A 17505-nucleotide genomic window follows, 5' to 3' on the forward strand; every position below is an offset into this window, starting at 1 on the left:
CTCAGCCCTCCGTCTTCGCGACGGCCGGGGCGTTGTCGGTGGCAACGTCGCCGGTCGTCTGGTCGCTCTGGGCGGCCCGACCCGCCTCGGTGCTGGTCGCGGTGGTGCCGCTGGCACCGGAGCGACGGGCGCGGTTCGGGCGGTCGCCGCGGTCGCGGCGCGGGGCGCCGCGGTCGGGCGCCGGGGCGGCGTCGCGCTCGCGCTTGGCGCTGAGGCCGCCGACCACGTCACCCTTGTAGATCCACACCTTCACGCCGATCCGGCCGAACGTGGTGCGGGCCTCGAAGAAGCCGTAGTCGATGTCGGCGCGCAGCGTGTGCAGCGGCACGCGGCCGTCGCGGTAGTGCTCCGAGCGGGACATCTCGGCGCCGCCGAGACGACCACCGCACTGCACGCGGATGCCCTTGACCTGCGGCGAGCGCATGGCCGACTGGATGGCCTTGCGCATCGCGCGGCGGAAGGCGACGCGGTTGGACAGCTGCTCGGCCACGCCCTGCGCGACGAGCTGGGCGTCCGACTCGGGGCTCTTGACCTCGAGGATGTTCAGCTGCACCTGCTTCTTGGTGAGCTTCTCCAGCTCACCGCGGATGCGGTCGGCCTCGGCGCCGCGGCGGCCGATGACGATGCCCGGCCGGGCGGTGTGGATGTCGACGCGGACCCGGTCGCGGGTGCGCTCGATCTCCACCTTGGAAATGCCGGCACGCTCCATGCCACGCGAGAGCAGCTTGCGGATCTTGACATCCTCGGCCACGTACTCGGCGTACTGCTTGTCGGCGTACCAGCGGGACTTCCAGTCGGTGGTGATCCCCAGCCGGAAGCCGTGCGGGTTGATCTTCTGGCCCACTACCGGTTCCCCTTCGCGCTGGTCTTCTTCGGACGCGACTCCACCTCGACGGTGATGTGGCTCGTCCGCTTGCGGATCCGGTACGCGCGGCCCTGGGCCCGCGGGCGGAACCGCTTGAGGGTCGGACCCTCGTCCACGTAGACCTTGGACACCCACAGGGTGTCCGGGTCGAGGGACAGGTTGTTCTCGGCGTTGGCCACGGCGCTCGCGAGCACCTTGCGGACCGGCTCACTTGCCGCCTGCGGCGCGAACTGGAGCACGGCCAGGGCCTCGCTGGCGCTACGACCCCTGATGAGCTCGACGACGCGGCGCACCTTCATGGGCGTGTCGCGGACGTAGCGAGCCCGAGCCACGGCGCGCGGGTACTCCGGCGCTTCGGCTTCGTTGCGGGCGTTCATCGCTGCTTCCCCTTGCTCTTTTCCTAGTTCGTCGCCTAGCGGCGGCGCGACTTCCGGTCGTCCTTGATGTGACCCTTGAACGTGCGGGTCGGGGCGAACTCGCCGAGCTTGTGCCCGACCATCGCCTCCGTCACGAACACCGGCACGTGCTTGCGGCCGTCGTGCACCGCGATCGTGTGGCCCAGCATGTCGGGGATGATCGTCGACCGGCGGGACCAGGTCTTGATGACGGTCTTCTTGCCCGACTCGTTGAGGACGTCCACCTTCTTGAGCAGGTGGTCGTCCACGAAGGGGCCCTTCTTAAGGCTGCGAGGCATCCTTCACTCCCTCCCTGCTCAGCGCTTCTTACCGGTGCGACGACGCCGGACGATGAGCTTGTCGCTTGCCTTGCGGCGGCGGGTGCGGCCTTCGGGCTTACCAGCCGGGTTGACCGGGTGGCGACCACCGGAGGTCTTGCCCTCACCACCGCCGTGGGGGTGGTCGACCGGGTTCATGGCGACACCGCGGACGGTGGGCTTCTTGCCCTTCCACCGCATGCGGCCTGCCTTGCCCCAGTTGATGTTCTGGTGCTCGGCGTTGCCGACCTCGCCGACCGTGGCGCGGCAGCGCACGTCCACGTTGCGGATCTCGCCCGAGGGCATCCGCAGCTGGGCGTAGGGGCCGTCCTTGGCGACGAGCTGGACGCTGGCACCGGCCGAGCGGGCGATCTTGGCGCCGCCGCCGGGGCGGAGCTCGATCGCGTGGATCACGGTGCCGACCGGGATGTTGCGCAGCGGCAGGTTGTTGCCCGGCTTGATGTCGGCCTTGGGGCCGTTCTCGATCCGGTCACCCTGCTGCAGCTTCGACGGCGCGATGATGTAGCGCTTCTCGCCGTCGGCGTAGTGCAGCAGCGCGATGCGCGCCGTGCGGTTGGGGTCGTACTCGATGTGCGCGACCTTGGCGGGCACGCCGTCCTTGTCGGTGCGGCGGAAGTCGATCAGGCGGTAGGCCCGCTTGTGACCGCCACCCTTGTGCCGCGTCGTGATCTTGCCCGACGCGTTGCGGCCACCGCGGCCGTGCAGCGGGCGGATCAGCGACTTCTCCGGCGTCGACCGAGTGATCTCGGCGAAGTCGGAGACGCTCGCACCGCGACGACCGGGGGTCGTCGGCTTGTACTTGCGAATGCCCATCTCTACGCAGTCCTCGTCGTCATCAGGCGGCCGGGCCGCCGAAGATCTCGATCGGCTTGCTCTCGGCGGACAGCGTCACGATGGCGCGCTTGGTGTCCTTGCGCTTGCCGAAGCCCGTCCGGGTGCGCTTGCGCTTGCCCTGGCGGTTGATCGTGTTGACGCTGACGACCTTGACGCCGAAGACCTTCTCCACGGCAATCTTGATCTGGGTCTTGTTCGCGCCCGGCGCCACCACGAAGGTGTACTTGTTCTCCTCGAGCAGCCCGTAGGACTTCTCGGAGATGACCGGTGCGAGCAGGACGTCCCTGTGGTCGGGGATCACTTCGCGGCCTCCTCGTCCACTGCGGACGACGTGGCGGTGGCCTCGGCGGAGCCCTTGCCCTGCTGGGCCTTGCTCGCCAGGAACACGTCCAGTGCGTCCTTGGTGAACACCACGTCGTCGTTGACCAGCACGTCGTAGGTGTTCAGCTGGTCGGGGGCGATGATGTGCACGTGCGGCAGGTTGCGCAGGCTGACCCACGAGACCTCGTCGGTGCGCAGCAGCACGGCCAGCACGCGGCGGGCCTGCGTGACCGACTCCAGCACCTTGCGGGCGGTCTTGGTCGACGGGGCGTCGCCCTCGACGAAGCCGCTCACCACGTGCACCTGGCCCGCGCGCGCCCGGTCGGAGAGGGCACCGCGCAGGGCGGCGGCCTTCATCTTCTTGGGGGTGCGCTGGCTGTAGTCGCGCGGCACGGGACCGTGCACGGTGCCGCCGCCCGCGAACTGCGGGGCGCGGGTCGAGCCCTGGCGGGCGCGGCCGGTGCCCTTCTGGCGGTAGGGCTTCTTGCCGCCGCCGGAGACCTCGCCGCGGGTCTTCGCCTTGTGCGTGCCCTGGCGGGCCGCGGCCTGCTGGGCCACGACGACCTGGTGCAGCAGCGCGACGTTGGCCTGGGCGTCGAAGACGGCGGCGGGCAGCTCGACGGTGCCGTCGGTCTTGCCGTCCGGGGTGCGGACCTCAACGGAGGTCATGATCAGGCACCACCCTTCGCAGCGGTCTTGACGAACACGAGGCCGCCCTTGGGACCGGGAACCGCGCCCTTGATGAGCAGCAGGCCCGACTCGGCGTCGACCTTGTGCACCTTGAGGTTCTGGGTGGTCACGCGCACGTGGCCCATGCGACCCGCCATGCGCAGGCCCTTGAACACGCGGCCGGGCGTGGCGCACCCGCCGATGGAGCCGGGCGAGCGGTGCTTGCGCTGCGTGCCGTGGCTGGCCCCGAGGCCGCCGAAGCCGTGGCGCTTCATGACACCCGCGGTGCCCTTGCCCTTGCTGGTGCCGACCACGTCGACAACCGCGCCGGCCTCGAACACCTCAGCGGTGACTTCCTGGCCGACCTGGTACTCGGCGGCGTCCGTGGTGCGCAGCTCCGCCAGGTGACGGCGGGGCGTGACGCCCGCCTTGGCGAAGTGGCCCGCAACGGGCTTGTTGACCTTGCGCGGGTCGATCGCGCCGAAGGCCAGCTGCACGGCCGAGTAGCCGTCGTTCTCCTGGGTCCGAACCTGGGTGACCACGTTCGGCTCGGCCTTGACGACGGTCACCGGGACGATCCGGTTGTTCTCGTCGAAGACCTGAGTCATGCCGAGCTTGGTGCCCAGGAGGCCCTTTACCTGCCTGTCAGACATGGGTCTCTTTGCTCTCCGCCCCAAATGGGATCAACACTGCCGCGTCCAACGCTTACTGGATGTTGACGTCGACGCTCGCCGGCAGGTCGATGCGCATGAGCGCGTCCACCGTCTTCGGCGTCGGGTCGAGGATGTCGATCAGACGCTTGTGCGTGCGCATCTCGAAGTGCTCGCGCGAGTCCTTGTACTTGTGCGGCGAGCGGATGACGCAGTAAACGTTCTTCTCAGTGGGCAGCGGCACAGGCCCGACGACCCGAGCGCCGGTGCGCGTCACGGTCTCGACGATCTTGCGCGCGGACGCGTCGATCGCCTCGTGGTCGTAGGCCTTGAGCCGGATGCGGATCTTCTGTCCCGCCATGATGGCTTGCCGTTCCTCTGCTTGTAGTACCGCCGCGGTGCGGTGCCTCTGGCGGGGCAACTGGGTACCCCCGGCGCGCTCCGCCCCCTATTCAGGACTGACACCGAGCGGTGTCACGGTGCCCGGTCCACGCGGTCGGGCGTGTCGCGCCGCCCGCACAGACCAGTCCCACTGATGCAGCTTGTGGGATTGTCTTGCCAAACCCCGCTCGTGGCGGGGCGGCCGAGTTCCGAACTCGAACCGGCCGCCCCGACGAGCAACCCGTCAATGGTCGCACACGCCAGCGCGTGCGCCAAATCCGGGGTGGAGTTGTAGAGCTAGATCACTTGATGATCTTGGTGACCGAGCCCGCGCCGACGGTGCGGCCACCCTCGCGGATGGCGAACCGCAGGCCCTCGTCCATCGCGATCGGCTGGATCAGCTTCACGGACATGGAGGTGGTGTCGCCCGGCATGACCATCTCGGTGCCCTCGGGGAGGGTCACCACGCCGGTCACGTCGGTGGTGCGGAAGTAGAACTGCGGGCGGTAGTTGTTGAAGAACGGCGTGTGGCGGCCGCCCTCGTCCTTGGACAGGATGTAGACCTGCGCCTCGAACTCGGTGTGCGGGGTGGTGGTGCCCGGCTTCACGATCACCATGCCGCGCTCCACCTCCTCGCGCTTGATGCCGCGCAGCAGCAGGGCGGCGTTGTCGCCCGCCTGGCCCTCGTCGAGGAACTTCTTGAACATCTCGATCGAGGTGACAGTCGTCTTGCGCGACTGGTCCTTGATGCCGACGATCTCGACTTCCTCGTTGACCTTGATGATGCCGCGCTCGATGCGGCCGGTGACCACGGTGCCGCGGCCGGTGATGGTGAAGACGTCCTCGACCGGCATCAGGAACGGCCGGTCGACCTCGCGCTCCGGCTCCGGGATGTTCTCGTCCACGGCGTCCATCAGGCCGATGAGCTTCTCGCCCCACTCGGCGTCGCCCTCCAGCGCCTTCAGCGCGGAGACGCGGACGACGGGCAGGTCGTCACCGGGGAACTCGTACTCGGAGAGCAGCTCGCGGACCTCGAGCTCGACGAGCTCCAGGATCTCCTCGTCGTCCACCATGTCGGCCTTGTTCAGGGCCACCACGATGTAGGGCACACCGACCTGGCGGGCCAGGAGGACGTGCTCCTTGGTCTGCGGCATCGGGCCGTCGGTCGCCGCGACCACCAGGATGGCGCCGTCCATCTGCGCCGCACCGGTGATCATGTTCTTGATGTAGTCGGCGTGACCGGGGCAGTCGACGTGCGCGTAGTGGCGCTTGTCGGTCTGGTACTCGATGTGCGCGATCGAGATGGTGATGCCGCGCTGCTTCTCCTCCGGCGCCTTGTCGATCTGGTCGAACGGCGTGAAGGGGTTCAGGTCCGGGTACTTGTCGTGCAGGACCTTGGAGATCGCCGCGGTCAGCGTCGTCTTGCCGTGGTCGATGTGACCGATGGTGCCGATGTTGACGTGCGGCTTCGTCCGCTCGAACTTCGCCTTCGCCACTGGATTGTCCTCCTGGACTTCTGGTGCTGTGCCCGGCGGGTGGTCGGCCACCCGCCGGGCGTCACGTCAGGGTTTTGCGGACCCCAGGGACGAGAGACCCCGGAGAGCCCGCGTGGTGCTGCGGTGCTCCGGTTGGGGTTACTCGCCCGTCGCCTTCGCGATGATCTCCTTCGCGACGTTCGTGGGAACCTCGGCGTAGGAGTCGAACGTCATCGAGTAGTTCGCGCGACCCTGGGTCTTGGACCGCAGGTCGCCGACGTACCCGAACATCTCCGACAGCGGGACCAGCGCCTTGACGACGCGGGTGCCGCTGCGCTCCTCCATGGCCTGGATCTGGCCACGGCGGGAGTTCAGGTCGCCGATGACGTCGCCCATGTACTCCTCGGGCGTGGTCACCTCGACCGCCATCATCGGCTCGAGCAGTGCCGGGTCGGCCTTGCGAGCGGCTTCCTTGAGCGCCATCGAACCGGCGATCTTGAACGCCATCTCGGAGGAGTCGACCTCGTGGTAGGCGCCGTCGACCAGCGTCACCTTGATGCCGACCAGCGGGTAGCCCGCCAGCACGCCGTACTGCATCGCGTCCTGGGCACCGGCGTCGACCGACGGGATGTACTCCCGCGGGATGCGACCACCGGTGACCGCGTTGACGAACTCGTAGAGCGCGCCCTCGGCGTTCTTCTCCAGCGGCTCGATGTCGATCAGGACCTTCGCGAACTGGCCCGAACCACCGGTCTGCTTCTTGTGGGTGTAGGAGTACTTCTCCACCTTGCGGCGGATGGTCTCCCGGTAGGCCACCTGCGGCTTGCCGATGTTCGCCTCGACCTTGAACTCGCGGCGCATCCGGTCCACCAGGATGTCCAGGTGCAGCTCGCCCATGCCCGCGATGATGGTCTGCCCGGTCTCCTCGTCCAGGTTGACCCGGAAGGTCGGGTCCTCCTCGGCGAGCTTCTGGATCGCGGTGCCCAGCTTCTCCTGGTCGGCCTTCGTCTTGGGCTCGATCGCCACCTGGATGACCGGCTCGGGGAAGGTCATCGACTCCAGCACGATGGGCGACTGCGGGTCGCTCAGCGTCTCACCGGTGGTGGTGTCCTTCAGGCCGATCACGGCGTAGATGTGGCCCGCGATGGCCTCGTCGACCGGGTTCTCCTTGTTGGCGTGCATCTGGAAGATCTTCCCGATGCGCTCCTTGCGGTCCTTGGTCGAGTTGATGACCTGGGTGCCGGAGGCGACCCGACCCGAGTACACCCGGATGTAGGTCAGCTTGCCGAAGAAGGGGTGCGCGGCGATCTTGAACGCCAGGGCCGAGAACGGCTCGTCGCTGGCGGCGCGGCGGGTGGCCGGGGTCTCCCCGTCCTGCAGCGTGCCCTCGACCGGCGGCAGGTCCAGCGGCGACGGCAGGTAGTCGATCACCGCGTCGAGCATGGGCTGCACGCCCTTGTTCTTGAACGCCGAGCCGCACAGCACCGGGTAGGCAGTGCCGTCGTTGACGATCTTGCGGATGCCCGCCTTGATCTGCTCGACGGTCAGCTCCTCGCCACCGAGGTAGGCCTCCATCAGGGCGTCGTCGGTCTCCGCGACGGCCTCGATGAGCTGCTCGCGGTACTCGTTGGCCCGGTCGACCAGGTCGGCCGGGATCTCCTCGACCGCGTAGTCCTCGCCCTTCTGGACCTCGCCGCGCCAGGTCAGCGCCCGCATCTCGACCAGGTCGACGACGCCGATGAAGTCGCTCTCGGCGCCGATCGGCAGCTGGATCGGCAGCGGCTTGGCGCCGAGGCGCTCGGAGATGGTGCGCACGGTGAAGTAGAAGTCCGCACCGAGCTTGTCCATCTTGTTGACGAAGCAGATGCGCGGCACGTCGTACTTGCTCGCCTGCCGCCAGACCTGCTCGGACTGGGGCTCGACGCCTTCCTTGCCGTCGAACACCGCCACGGCACCGTCGAGCACGCGGAGGTTGCGCTCCACCTCGACGGTGAAGTCGACGTGGCCGGGCGTGTCGATGAGGTTGATCTGGTGGTTCTTCCAGTAGCAGGTCGTCGCGGCGGACGTGATGGTGATGCCGCGCTCCTGCTCCTGCTCCATCCAGTCCATCGTCGCGGCGCCGTCGTGGACCTCGCCGATCTTGTAGTTGATCCCCGTGTAGAAGAGGATCCGCTCGGTCGTCGTGGTCTTGCCCGCGTCGATGTGGGCCATGATCCCGATGTTGCGGACCTTGGCCAGGTCGGTGAGCACGTCCTGTGCCACGGGTGTTTCCCCTGTCTTGAGCTAGCTGGTAGCAGGCTCACTAGGGCTGGGAGAGCCCGGCCGGGTGTTCCCCGGCCGGGCGTCGGATCACCAGCGGTAGTGGGCGAAGGCCTTGTTCGACTCGGCCATCTTGTGCGTGTCCTCGCGGCGCTTGACGCTCGCGCCCAGGCCGTTGCTCGCGTCGAGCAGCTCGTTCATCAGGCGCTCGACCATGGTCTTCTCACGGCGCTGCCGGGAGAAGGTGATCAGCCAGCGCAGGGCGAGCGTGGTCGAGCGACCCGGCTTCACCTCGACGGGCACCTGGTAGGTCGCGCCACCGACGCGGCGGCTCTTGACCTCCAGCGCGGGCTTGACGTTGTCCAGGGCGCGCTTGAGCGTCACCACCGGGTCGGTGCCGGTCTTCTCGCGGGCACCCTCCAGGGCGCCGTACACGATCCGCTCGGCCACGGAGCGCTTGCCGTCGACCAGCACCTTGTTGATGAGCTGGGTCACCAGCGGAGAGCTGTAGACCGGGTCGGAGATCAGCGGCCGCTTCGGGGCCGGTCCCTTGCGGGGCATCAGCTCTTCTCCTTCTTCGCGCCGTAGCGGCTGCGAGCCTGCTTGCGGTTCTTCACGCCCTGCGTGTCGAGCGAGCCGCGGATGATCTTGTAACGGACGCCGGGGAGGTCCTTCACACGGCCACCGCGCACGAGCACCATCGAGTGCTCCTGCAGGTTGTGACCCTCACCCGGGATGTAAGCCGTGACCTCGATGCCGCTGGTCAGCTTCACGCGGGCGACCTTGCGCAGCGCCGAGTTCGGCTTCTTGGGCGTCGTGGTGTAGACGCGGGTGCACACACCGCGCCGCTGCGGGCTGCCCTTGAGCGCCGCGGTCTTCTGCTTGGCGACCTTGTCCTGGCGGCCCTTTCGGACCAGCTGCTGGATCGTTGGCATACGCCGGCTGCTTCTTCCGTTCACGTCTCGCCCGCGGGGCGGCCGAGCACTGTTTACTTGGTCCCTCTCTGCACCCGAGGTCGGGCGTGTCGCGCCCCTCGCCGAAAGCCGAGGCGGCCGAGCACTGTGTCCCCGGGTCCGCAGGCGACATCCCAGGATGCCCCTACGAGTGGAGGTCACCGCGGCCGGCTCTCCAGCACCACTGGCGCGTAGGCACGCGGAGCGGCCCGACATGGGTCGGGCACGAGTACCAAAGATACCCCCCGCCGCTCTCACTGGTCAAAACGGGGTCACCACCGCCGGGCTTGGCCCGAGTCGGGCCCGCTGCCTGCGCTTTCCGCGCGGTCCGTCACGCACCCGGACCAGTCCAACTCACAGCGCCGTCCGCGATCAAAACTACTCCCACGAGCGGCCGAATGCAGTAGACAGAGCGGGCAATCGCACGACCTACCACGGGGGCCAGGTGTCCGACCAGCGCGTCCGCGAGATCGCCGAGGCAGGCCGCAAGGCCGAGCAGCGGCTCGCGGGTTACCAGCAGATGAAAGAGCAGATGGCACAACTGCGCGTGACCGCTATCTCACCCGATCGGGCGGTCACCGTGGTGGCTGGTCCGGGCGGCGCGGTCCTGGACCTCCAGCTCGGCCCGGAGGCGCAGCGCATGCCACCGCCCGCGCTGTCCCGCACGATCATGAGCACCATCCGGACCGCCGTCGCCGACTCGGCACGCCGCTCGGCGGAGCTGGTGCAGCAGTTCGCGGGCGACCAGATCGACATCGCCGCGCGGGTGAACAAGGTGCAGGAGGAGGTCTTCGGCGTCAACCCCGCCGAGCAGGCCCCGCCGCCCCCTCCCCCGCCCGCGCCGGGCGCGACGTTCCTCCAGCAGGCGGGCGCCCGCCCACCGGTCGCGCCGCCGCCACCGCCGCAGGCGCCGCACTTCCCCCCTCGGGTCCAGCCACCCGCGCCGCCGCGCCGACCGGCGCCGCCGCACGAGGAGGACCCCGACGAGGGCTTCGGCCCGATCCTGCGCTGAGACCCGCCGGAATCCCACTGAGGAGGAGCACCGATGGCATTCGGAGTGGACGCGGCGGCGGTGACCAAGTGCGGCAGGGACGTGACCGCACTGGCCGCCGACGCGGAGAAGATCAAGCAGGAGGCGAGCGCGGCCGTGGTGCCGGAGATCTCCTGGGGCCTGCTGGGCCAGGCGCTGACCTACGGCGACTACGTCGAGCTGACCAACACCTTCATGGACCACATGGACAAGATGGTCGAGCGGATGACCGACCTGGGCGACCAGCTGTCGCTGTCCGGTGAGCACTACCGCGACGTGAACCAGGCCGTCGCGGACGCGCTGGAGGACATCGGCAGGCAGCTCGGCGGCGCGGCCAAGCCGCCCTCGGTCGGATCGGGGGCGTGAGGTGACCGAGGAGAAGACGGTCAGCACCGAGCAGGAAGTTCGCGACGACAACTACTGGACCAGCGAGGACGGCGGCGACGGCTTCCTCAAGGGCGAGGGGTTCGTCGGCACCCTGCAGGAGAGCGGGCTCTACGAGAGCGGGCAGAAGGCCTGGTCCGCCCTCGGCGACCTGACCAGCGGCAACCCCGCCGAGGTGCACGCGGCGGTCGGCGAGATCCAGGGCTTCGTCGCCGAGCTGCCCATCGCGGGTCTGGTCGTCGACCCGCTGCACACCCTGCTCACCTTCGGGCTCGGCTTCCTGGTCGACCTGATCAAGCCGCTGGACGACGCGCTCAAGCTGGTCACCGGCGACGAGGAGCAGCTGGGCATCGCCGCGGAGAAGTTCGACAAGGTCAGCAAGGACCTGGAGGGGCTGGCGAAGAAGTTCGCCACCACCGTGGAGACCGGCCTGGAGTCCTGGCAGGGCGCGGCGTCGGGGGCCAGTCGCGAGCGGCTGGCCGAGTTCGCCGAGGGGATCATGGGCACCAGCGGCGAGGCCGCCGGCGTGGTGGACATCCTCAACGGCAGCAAAGCGCTCATGAAGACCGCCTACGACCTGGTCATGGACCTGATCGCCAGCCTGGTCGAGTGGCTGATCATCACCTGGCTGGCCGCGCAGGCGGCGGCCGTGCCCACGCTGGGCGCCTCCGAGGTCGCCGCCGCGGCGGCCACCACCGCCGAGATCGCGGTGGCCACCTCCCGCGTCACGCGGATCGTGCAGAAGGTCACCGCCATCCTGCAGAAGATCAGCAAGGCGCTGAAGGTGCTCAGCGGCAGGCTGGCGGGCCCCAAGTGGTGGCGCACCACCGCGGAGAAGTTCGCGGGCAAGGACGCCATGGACGTCTTCCGCGGGCGCGACGCCGCCGGGAACGTGCTCGGGCCCGGCGGCTGGAAGGGCTCCGCGCAGCAGTTCGGCCGGGACGCGCTGACCAACGCGGGGACCACGCTGGTGGACAACGCCAAGGCGGGCGGCAAGGACGTCTACGACATGCTTGCCGACGAACCGCCCAACGCCGCGGACGTCGACCGCAAGCTGTCCATCTGAGGGGGGACACCCGTGACCGGAGTGACCAGCAGCAGCCACCCCATACCGCCGGAGTGGCAGGCGCACATGCGCACACCGCCGGACAAGCGCCGCCGGGCCACCAAGCTGGGGATCGTGGTGGCGTCGGTCGTCGTGGTGGCCATCGGCGCGATGTTCTTCTTCATCTCCCGCACCTCGCCGGGCGTGGGCGACTGCGCGGAGCCCAGGAGCAAGTCGCGCGACGACTACGACCTGGTGAAGGTGGACTGCGCCGCGCCGAAGGCGGCCTACAAGGTCGGCTACAGCGAGACCTCGGCGAACCCGCGCTGCCCGGACGGCGACTACTTCGCCGACACCGGCCGGTCGGGCCGCAAGTCCACCCGGAAGCTGCGCAAGTGCTTCATGCTCAACGTCAACGAGGGCGAGTGCCTCAAGCTCGACACCTACCGCGCCGCCAAGCTGTACTCGAAGGTGGCCTGCGGGCCGTCGGTGGAGAAGGTCACCAAGGTGGTGCGCGGCAAGGCGGACGCCACGGCGTGCGCGGCCCCGGCCACGCCGCGCGTCTACTCGGAGCCCGCCACGACCGTGTGCCTGACCGCCACCTGAGCGCGGTCCGGGCCCGGTCACACTGATCGGGTGAACTCCGATCTCGTCGCGGGCATGGCCGCGCTGGTCGCGGCCGACGCCGAGCCCGTCGTCCTCGCGGTGCGCGGGGACGTCGTGGTGGTGCGGGTGGGCGACGTGGTGCTCAAGGCGCACGAGGCGGGCACCGACCTCGGCGCGCTGTCCGCCCGGCTGCGGCTGGCCGGGGACCCGCGGCTGGGCGGGCTGCTGCTCGCCCCCCGCGCGGCCCCGGCCGTGGTCGCCGGGCGGGTGGTGACCGCGTGGCCGCTGGGGCAACCGGTGCCGCCGCGCGACCCCGACGCGGTGCCGCTGGAAGAAGCGGGCGCGATGCTGGCCGCGCTGCACCGCTTCACCGCCGCGGACTTCGCCGGACCGCTGCCCCCCTCGGGCGCGCGGCCCCGGCTGGAGCGCGCGGTGCGGGAACTGCCGCGCGGCTCCGCGGCGGCCCGGCGGGTGCTGCGCGCCTTCGCCACGCTGCCCCCGCTGGACACCGCGGCGACCACCCTCATCCACGGCGACTGGCACCTGGGCCAGCTCGTGCGCCGGGACGGCGGGTGGCGGCTGATCGACGTGGACGACCTCGGCACCGGCGACCCGGCGTGGGACCTGGCCCGCCCCGCCGCCCTGCACGCGGCGGGCGTGCTGGACCCGGAGCTGTGGGGGCGGCTGCTGGACGCCTACCTCGCCGCGGGCGGGACCGGCGTGTCACCGCACGACCCGTGGGCGGAACTGGACGTCCCGGCCCGCGCGTTGGTGGTGCAGATGGCAGCACGTGCCCTCGCCGCCGCGGACCGCGACGGCACGGCGTTGACCGACGAGCAGGAAGCCCTGATCGACGCCTGCGGACGGATCATCTCCGCCACCGGCATCGGCCAACGTGGCTAATATCGCGCATACCGCACCGAGAGCAGGAGGCTCAACACGATGCAGTGTCCCAAGTGTCATGCGAACATGCGCACCTACGACCGCATGGGCGTGCACATCGAACAGTGCGACGGCTGCCGAGGGGTCTTCCTGGACTACGGCGAGCTGGAGGCCATCACCCGGCTGGAGACCCAGATGGCCGTTCCGCCGCCCCCGCCGCCCGCCGCTCCGGCCCCCGGCTACGCCCAGCCCGGCTGGGGCGCGCAGCCGCACTACGGCGGCCACTACGGCCACCGCAAGCACCGCGGCCTCGGTGGCCTGTTCTTCTCGTCCTGAATCGCCGCGCAGGCGGCGTCGGGGACGCCCGACCGCGCCGGGTGGGGTGTTCGGAGTAGGGGAAAGGCCCCCGGAGCAGGTGCTCCGGGGGCCTTTCCCGTGACTGGCTCCGGTCAGCGGTAGTCGCGGCCGAAGTCGTAGTCGTCCAGCGGCACGGCCGCGCCGGTGCCCGTGCCGAAGACGTCCGGCGTGTAGTAGCCGTCGTCGTAGCTCGGGATGGCGTAGGCCGCGGCGCGCGCTTCCTCGGTCGGCTGGACCTGGATGTTCCGGTACCGGTTGATGCCGGTGCCCGCCGGGATCAGCTTGCCGATGATCACGTTCTCCTTCAGGCCGATGAGCTTGTCCGACCGGCCGTTGATGGCGGCGTCGGTCAGCACGCGCGTCGTCTCCTGGAAGGAGGCCGCGGACAGCCACGAGTCCGTCGCCAGCGACGCCTTCGTGATGCCCATCAGGACCGGGCGACCGGCGGCGGGCTCGCCGCCCTCGGCCACGACCTGGCGGTTGCCGGACTCGAACTCCGCGCGCTCCACGAGCGAGCCGGGCAGGAACTCCGTCGCGCCCGAGTCGATGATCGTCACGCGGCGCAGCATCTGCCGCACGATGACCTCGATGTGCTTGTCGTGGATCGCCACGCCCTGGGCCCGGTAGACCTTCTGGACCTCCTGCACCAGGTGCAGCTGGGCCTCGCGCGGACCCATGATGCGCAGCACCTCGTGCGGGTCGGGCGTGCCCTCCAGCAGCTGCTGGCCGACGGCCACGTGGTCGCCGTCCTGCAGCGGGCCCGTGGGGGTGTTGGCCAGGCGCTGGCGCTTGGACAGCTTGTCGAAGACGATCTCCTCGGACCCGTCGTCCGGGATGAGGGTGATCTTCCAGAAGCGGTCGTTGTCCTCGATCCGCACCCGGCCGTCGACGTCCGCGATGGGCGCCTTGCCCTTGGGCACCCGAGCCTCGAACAGCTCCTGCACGCGGGGCAGACCCGTGGTGATGTCGTCACCGGCGACACCACCCTGGTGGAAGGTGCGCATGGTCAGCTGCGTGCCGGGCTCACCGATCGACTGGGCGGCGACGATGCCCACGGCCTCGCCGACGTCGACCAGCTTGCCGGTCGCCATCGAGCGGCCGTAGCAGGACGCGCACACGCCGACCGCCGACTCGCAGGTCAGCACCGAGCGGACCTTGACGCGGGTCACGCCCGCCTCGACCAGCGTGGCCAGCGCCGGGTCGCCCAGGTCGTCACCGCGGTTGAGCACGAGGTTGCCGTTCGCGTCGGTGATGTCCTCGGCCAGCGTCCTGGCGTACACGCTGGTCTGCGCGAACTCGGCCAGCACCACCTTGTCGCCCTGGCGCTCGCCCACGGTCATGTTCACACCGCGGCTGGTGCCGCAGTCGACCTCGCGGATGATGACGTCCTGGGAGACGTCCACCAGACGACGGGTCAGGTAACCCGAGTCGGCGGTGCGCAGCGCGGTGTCGGCCAGACCCTTGCGGGCGCCGTGCGTGGCGATGAAGTACTCCAGCACCGACAGGCCCTCGCGGAACGAGTTCTTGATCGGCCGCGGGATGTACTCGCCCTTCGGGTTGGTCACCAGACCGCGCATACCGGCCAGCGAGCGGACCTGGGTCATGTTGCCCGCCGCCCCGGACTTCACGATCATGCGGATCGAGTTGTCCTCGGGGAAGTTGGCCTCCATCGCCTCGGCGACCTCCTCGGTCGCCTTGGTCCACACCTTGACCAGCTCGTTGTTGCGCTCGGTGTAGGAGAGCTGACCGCGCTGGTAGCGCTTCTCCACCGCGTCGGCGAGCTTCTCGTACTCGTCGAGGATGCTCTGCTTGGCGGCGGGCATCAGCACGTCGGAGATCGCCACGGTCACGCCGGAGCGGGTGGCCCAGTGGAAACCGGCGTCCTTCAGCTTGTCCAGCGTCCGGGCGACGGTGACCATCGGGTACCGCTCGGCGAGGTCGTTGATGATCGTGGCCTGCCGCTTCTTGGGCATGACCTCGTTGATGAAGGGGTAGTCCTGCGGCAGGATCTCGTTGAACAGCACCCGGCCCAGGGTGGTCTCGGCCAGCCACGGCTGACCGGGCTCCCAGCCCTCCGGCTCCTGCCCCTTCGGCGGGTTCTTGTCCGAGATGCGGATCTTGGCCATCGCCTGCAGGCCGAGGACCTTGCGGTCGAAGGCCATCTGCGCCTCGGCGGGCGAGGAGAACGCCAGGCCCTCGCCGAGGTCGCCCTCCTTGTGCCGGGTCAGGTGGTACAGGCCGGTCACCATGTCCAGGCGGGGCATGGCCAGCGGCTTGCCCGACGCGGGCGAGAGGATGTTGTTCGACGACAGCATCAGCACGCGCGCCTCGGCCTGCGCCTCGGCCGACAGCGGCAGGTGCACCGCCATCTGGTCACCGTCGAAGTCGGCGTTGAACGCCTCGCAGACCAGCGGGTGCAGCTGGATGGCCTTGCCCTCGACCAGCTGCGGCTCGAACGCCTGGATGCCCAGCCGGTGCAGCGTGGGCGCGCGGTTGAGCAGCACCGGGTGCTCGGTGATGACCTCTTCCAGCACGTCCCACACGGCCGGGCGGGCGCGCTCGACCATGCGCTTGGCGGACTTGATGTTCTGCGCGTGGTTGAGGTCCACCAGCCGCTTCATCACGAACGGCTTGAACAGCTCCAGCGCCATCTGCTTGGGCAGGCCGCACTGGTGCAGCTTCAGCTGCGGGCCGACCACGATGACCGAGCGGCCAGAGTAGTCCACGCGCTTGCCGAGCAGGTTCTGGCGGAACCGGCCCTGCTTGCCCTTGAGCAGGTCGGACAGCGACTTCAGCGGCCGGTTGCCCGGACCGGTGACCGGACGGCCGCGGCGGCCGTTGTCGAACAGCGCGTCGACGGCCTCCTGCAGCATCCGCTTCTCGTTGTTGACGATGATCTCGGGCGCGCCGAGGTCGATCAGCCTCTTGAGGCGGTTGTTGCGGTTGATGACCCGGCGGTACAGGTCGTTGAGGTCCGAGGTGGCGAAGCGGCCACCGTCGAGCTGCACCATCGGGCGCAGGTCCGGCGGGATGACCGGGACGCAGTCCAGGACCATGCCCTGCGGGTTGTTGCGGGTCGCCTGGAAGGCGGCCACGACCTTGAGCCGCTTGAGGGCGCGCAGCTTCTTCTGACCCTTGCCGCTGCGGATGGTCTCCCGCAGCACGTCGGCCTCGGCGTCCACGTCGTAGTCACCCAGCAGCTTCTGGATGGCCTCGGCGCCCATGGCGCCGGTGAAGTAGTCGCCGTAGCGGTCGTAGAGCTCGCGGTAGAGCAGCTCGTCGGCGATCAGCTGGGCCTTCTCCAGCTTGGTGAAGGTGCTCCAGATCTCGTCCAGGCGGTCCAGCTCGCGCTGGGCCCGGTCGCGGATCTGGCGCATCTCGCGCTCGCCGCCCTCCTTGACCTTGCGCCGGACGTCGGACTTGGCGCCCTCCGCCTCCAGCTCGGCCAGGTCGGCTTCCAGCTTCTGCGCGCGCGCCTCCACGTCGGCGTCGCGGCGGTTCTCCACGCGCTTGCGCTCGACCTGCATCTCGCTCTCCAGCGTGGGCAGGTCGTTGTGGCGCAGCTCGGTGTTGACGCCCACGATGACGTAGGCGGCGAAGTAGATGATCTTCTCGAGGTCCTTGGGGGCCAGGTCGAGCAGGTAGCCCAACCGGCTGGGGACGCCCTTGAAGTACCAGATGTGCGTGACGGGCGCGGCCAGTTCGATGTGGCCCATCCGCTCGCGGCGCACCTTGGCGCGGGTCACCTCGACGCCACAGCGCTCGCAGATGATGCCCTTGAAGCGGACGCGCTTGTACTTGCCGCAGTAGCACTCCCAGTCCCTGGTGGGACCGAAGATCTTCTCGCAGAACAAGCCGTCCTTCTCCGGCTTGAGCGTGCGGTAGTTGATGGTCTCGGGCTTCTTGACCTCGCCGTAGGACCACTGGCGGATGTCGTCCGCGGTCGCGAGACCGATGCGGAGCTCATCGAAGAAGTTGACGTCGAGCACGTCTACTCTCTTCCCCTTTTTCGAATCGGTGCTTGGGAGGAGCTGGTGGCGGGGTCACCGGGGGGCGCGGGA

19 protein-coding genes are annotated in these 17505 nt (G+C 69.4%); 6 read left to right on the forward strand and 13 right to left on the reverse strand.

All coding sequences use genetic code 11. The annotated features are described in order from the left end of the window. Position 1 precedes the first annotated feature (1 nt). The 12 genes from rpsC to rpsL form a co-directional block, all read right to left on the reverse strand. Entirely contained in the window at positions 2-844 is an 843-nt protein-coding gene (gene rpsC, locus JOF41_RS27735; RefSeq protein WP_189224144.1) for a 30S ribosomal protein S3, read from the reverse strand. After that, on the reverse strand, positions 844-1242 hold the full coding sequence (gene rplV, locus JOF41_RS27740; RefSeq protein WP_037330377.1) for a 50S ribosomal protein L22: 399 nt from the start codon (positions 1240-1242) through the stop codon (positions 844-846). The genes rpsC and rplV overlap by 1 nt, the downstream gene beginning before the upstream one ends. Before the next feature lie 35 nt (positions 1243-1277). Then, entirely contained in the window at positions 1278-1559 is a 282-nt protein-coding gene (gene rpsS, locus JOF41_RS27745) for a 30S ribosomal protein S19 (RefSeq protein WP_015105260.1), read from the reverse strand. Between the two features lie 18 nt (positions 1560-1577). Continuing rightward, positions 1578-2411 (reverse strand): 50S ribosomal protein L2, encoded by an 834-nt coding sequence (rplB, locus tag JOF41_RS27750; RefSeq protein WP_189224143.1) that lies wholly within the window; start codon positions 2409-2411, stop codon positions 1578-1580. A gap of 22 nt (positions 2412-2433) precedes the next feature. Beyond that, positions 2434-2733: a 50S ribosomal protein L23 gene (rplW, locus tag JOF41_RS27755; RefSeq protein ID WP_189224142.1), complete on the reverse strand. Its 300-nt coding sequence runs from the start codon at positions 2731-2733 to the stop codon at positions 2434-2436. Then, positions 2730-3422, reverse strand: a complete 693-nt coding sequence (rplD, locus tag JOF41_RS27760) for a 50S ribosomal protein L4 (RefSeq protein WP_189224141.1) — start codon at positions 3420-3422, stop codon at positions 2730-2732. The genes rplW and rplD overlap by 4 nt, the downstream gene beginning before the upstream one ends. A gap of 2 nt (positions 3423-3424) precedes the next feature. Beyond that, entirely contained in the window at positions 3425-4075 is a 651-nt protein-coding gene (gene rplC / locus JOF41_RS27765) for a 50S ribosomal protein L3 (RefSeq protein ID WP_189224140.1), read from the reverse strand. 52 nt (positions 4076-4127) lie between these two features. Beyond that, a complete protein-coding gene (rpsJ, locus tag JOF41_RS27770) occupies positions 4128-4433 on the reverse strand; it encodes a 30S ribosomal protein S10 (protein ID WP_003938093.1) in 306 nt (101 codons plus the stop codon). 322 nt (positions 4434-4755) lie between these two features. Then, the gene (gene tuf, locus JOF41_RS27775) at positions 4756-5949 is read right to left on the reverse strand and encodes an elongation factor Tu (protein ID WP_189224139.1); all 1194 of its coding nucleotides are present in this window, start codon (positions 5947-5949) and stop codon (positions 4756-4758) included. A gap of 138 nt (positions 5950-6087) precedes the next feature. Further along, entirely contained in the window at positions 6088-8190 is a 2103-nt protein-coding gene (fusA, locus tag JOF41_RS27780) for an elongation factor G (protein ID WP_189224138.1), read from the reverse strand. Between the two features lie 87 nt (positions 8191-8277). Further along, positions 8278-8748: a 30S ribosomal protein S7 gene (gene rpsG / locus JOF41_RS27785; protein ID WP_189224137.1), complete on the reverse strand. Its 471-nt coding sequence runs from the start codon at positions 8746-8748 to the stop codon at positions 8278-8280. Further along, complete coding sequence (gene rpsL, locus JOF41_RS27790; protein ID WP_030473471.1) at positions 8748-9122, reverse strand: 30S ribosomal protein S12; 375 nt, start codon at positions 9120-9122, stop codon at positions 8748-8750. The genes rpsG and rpsL overlap by 1 nt, the downstream gene beginning before the upstream one ends. 463 nt (positions 9123-9585) lie before the next feature. Between rpsL and JOF41_RS37950 the strand changes: the two genes are divergently transcribed. Genes JOF41_RS37950 through JOF41_RS27820 form a run of 6 tightly spaced genes read left to right on the forward strand, consistent with a single transcriptional unit; the run spans position 9586 to position 13423 of the window. Beyond that, positions 9586-10152 carry a YbaB/EbfC family nucleoid-associated protein gene (locus JOF41_RS37950; RefSeq protein WP_189224136.1) on the forward strand — a complete coding sequence of 189 codons (567 nt, stop codon included), beginning with the start codon at positions 9586-9588 and terminating at the stop codon, positions 10150-10152. Positions 10153-10185: 33 nt separating this feature from the next. Then, positions 10186-10536: a hypothetical protein gene (locus JOF41_RS27800; RefSeq protein ID WP_189224135.1), complete on the forward strand. Its 351-nt coding sequence runs from the start codon at positions 10186-10188 to the stop codon at positions 10534-10536. A 1-nt stretch (position 10537) separates the two neighbouring features. Further along, entirely contained in the window at positions 10538-11620 is a 1083-nt protein-coding gene (locus JOF41_RS27805) for a WXG100 family type VII secretion target (protein WP_189224134.1), read from the forward strand. A 12-nt stretch (positions 11621-11632) separates the two neighbouring features. After that, on the forward strand, positions 11633-12205 hold the full coding sequence (locus tag JOF41_RS27810) for an LppU/SCO3897 family protein (RefSeq protein ID WP_209623035.1): 573 nt from the start codon (positions 11633-11635) through the stop codon (positions 12203-12205). A 30-nt stretch (positions 12206-12235) separates the two neighbouring features. Then, complete coding sequence (locus JOF41_RS27815; protein WP_307867548.1) at positions 12236-13108, forward strand: phosphotransferase; 873 nt, start codon at positions 12236-12238, stop codon at positions 13106-13108. A gap of 39 nt (positions 13109-13147) precedes the next feature. Beyond that, entirely contained in the window at positions 13148-13423 is a 276-nt protein-coding gene (locus JOF41_RS27820) for a TFIIB-type zinc ribbon-containing protein (RefSeq protein ID WP_189224132.1), read from the forward strand. A 113-nt stretch (positions 13424-13536) separates the two neighbouring features. Here the strand turns inward: JOF41_RS27820 and JOF41_RS27825 are convergent, their stop codons facing one another. Next, a complete protein-coding gene (locus JOF41_RS27825; RefSeq protein WP_189224131.1) occupies positions 13537-17433 on the reverse strand; it encodes a DNA-directed RNA polymerase subunit beta' in 3897 nt (1298 codons plus the stop codon). Positions 17434-17505: the final 72 nt, after the last annotated feature.

The organism is Saccharothrix coeruleofusca (assembly GCF_017876325.1).
GTDB lineage: Bacteria > Actinomycetota > Actinomycetes > Mycobacteriales > Pseudonocardiaceae > Actinosynnema > Actinosynnema coeruleofuscum.

Bases quoted from the DNA above. Each gene is read 5' to 3' on its own strand.
- JOF41_RS27820 (WP_189224132.1), top strand. From the start codon at position 13,148: ATGCAGTGTCCCAAGTGTCATGCGAACATGCGCACCTACGACCGCATG.
- rpsS (WP_015105260.1), bottom strand. From the start codon at position 1,559: ATGCCTCGCAGCCTTAAGAAGGGCCCCTTCGTGGACGACCACCTGCTC.
- rpsG (WP_189224137.1), bottom strand. From the start codon at position 8,748: ATGCCCCGCAAGGGACCGGCCCCGAAGCGGCCGCTGATCTCCGACCCG.
- rplB (WP_189224143.1), bottom strand. From the start codon at position 2,411: ATGGGCATTCGCAAGTACAAGCCGACGACCCCCGGTCGTCGCGGTGCG.
- rplC (WP_189224140.1), bottom strand. From the start codon at position 4,075: ATGTCTGACAGGCAGGTAAAGGGCCTCCTGGGCACCAAGCTCGGCATG.
- JOF41_RS27800 (WP_189224135.1), top strand. From the start codon at position 10,186: ATGGCATTCGGAGTGGACGCGGCGGCGGTGACCAAGTGCGGCAGGGAC.
- rplD (WP_189224141.1), bottom strand. From the start codon at position 3,422: ATGACCTCCGTTGAGGTCCGCACCCCGGACGGCAAGACCGACGGCACC.
- rpsL (WP_030473471.1), bottom strand. From the start codon at position 9,122: ATGCCAACGATCCAGCAGCTGGTCCGAAAGGGCCGCCAGGACAAGGTC.
- rpsJ (WP_003938093.1), bottom strand. From the start codon at position 4,433: ATGGCGGGACAGAAGATCCGCATCCGGCTCAAGGCCTACGACCACGAG.
- rplV (WP_037330377.1), bottom strand. From the start codon at position 1,242: ATGAACGCCCGCAACGAAGCCGAAGCGCCGGAGTACCCGCGCGCCGTG.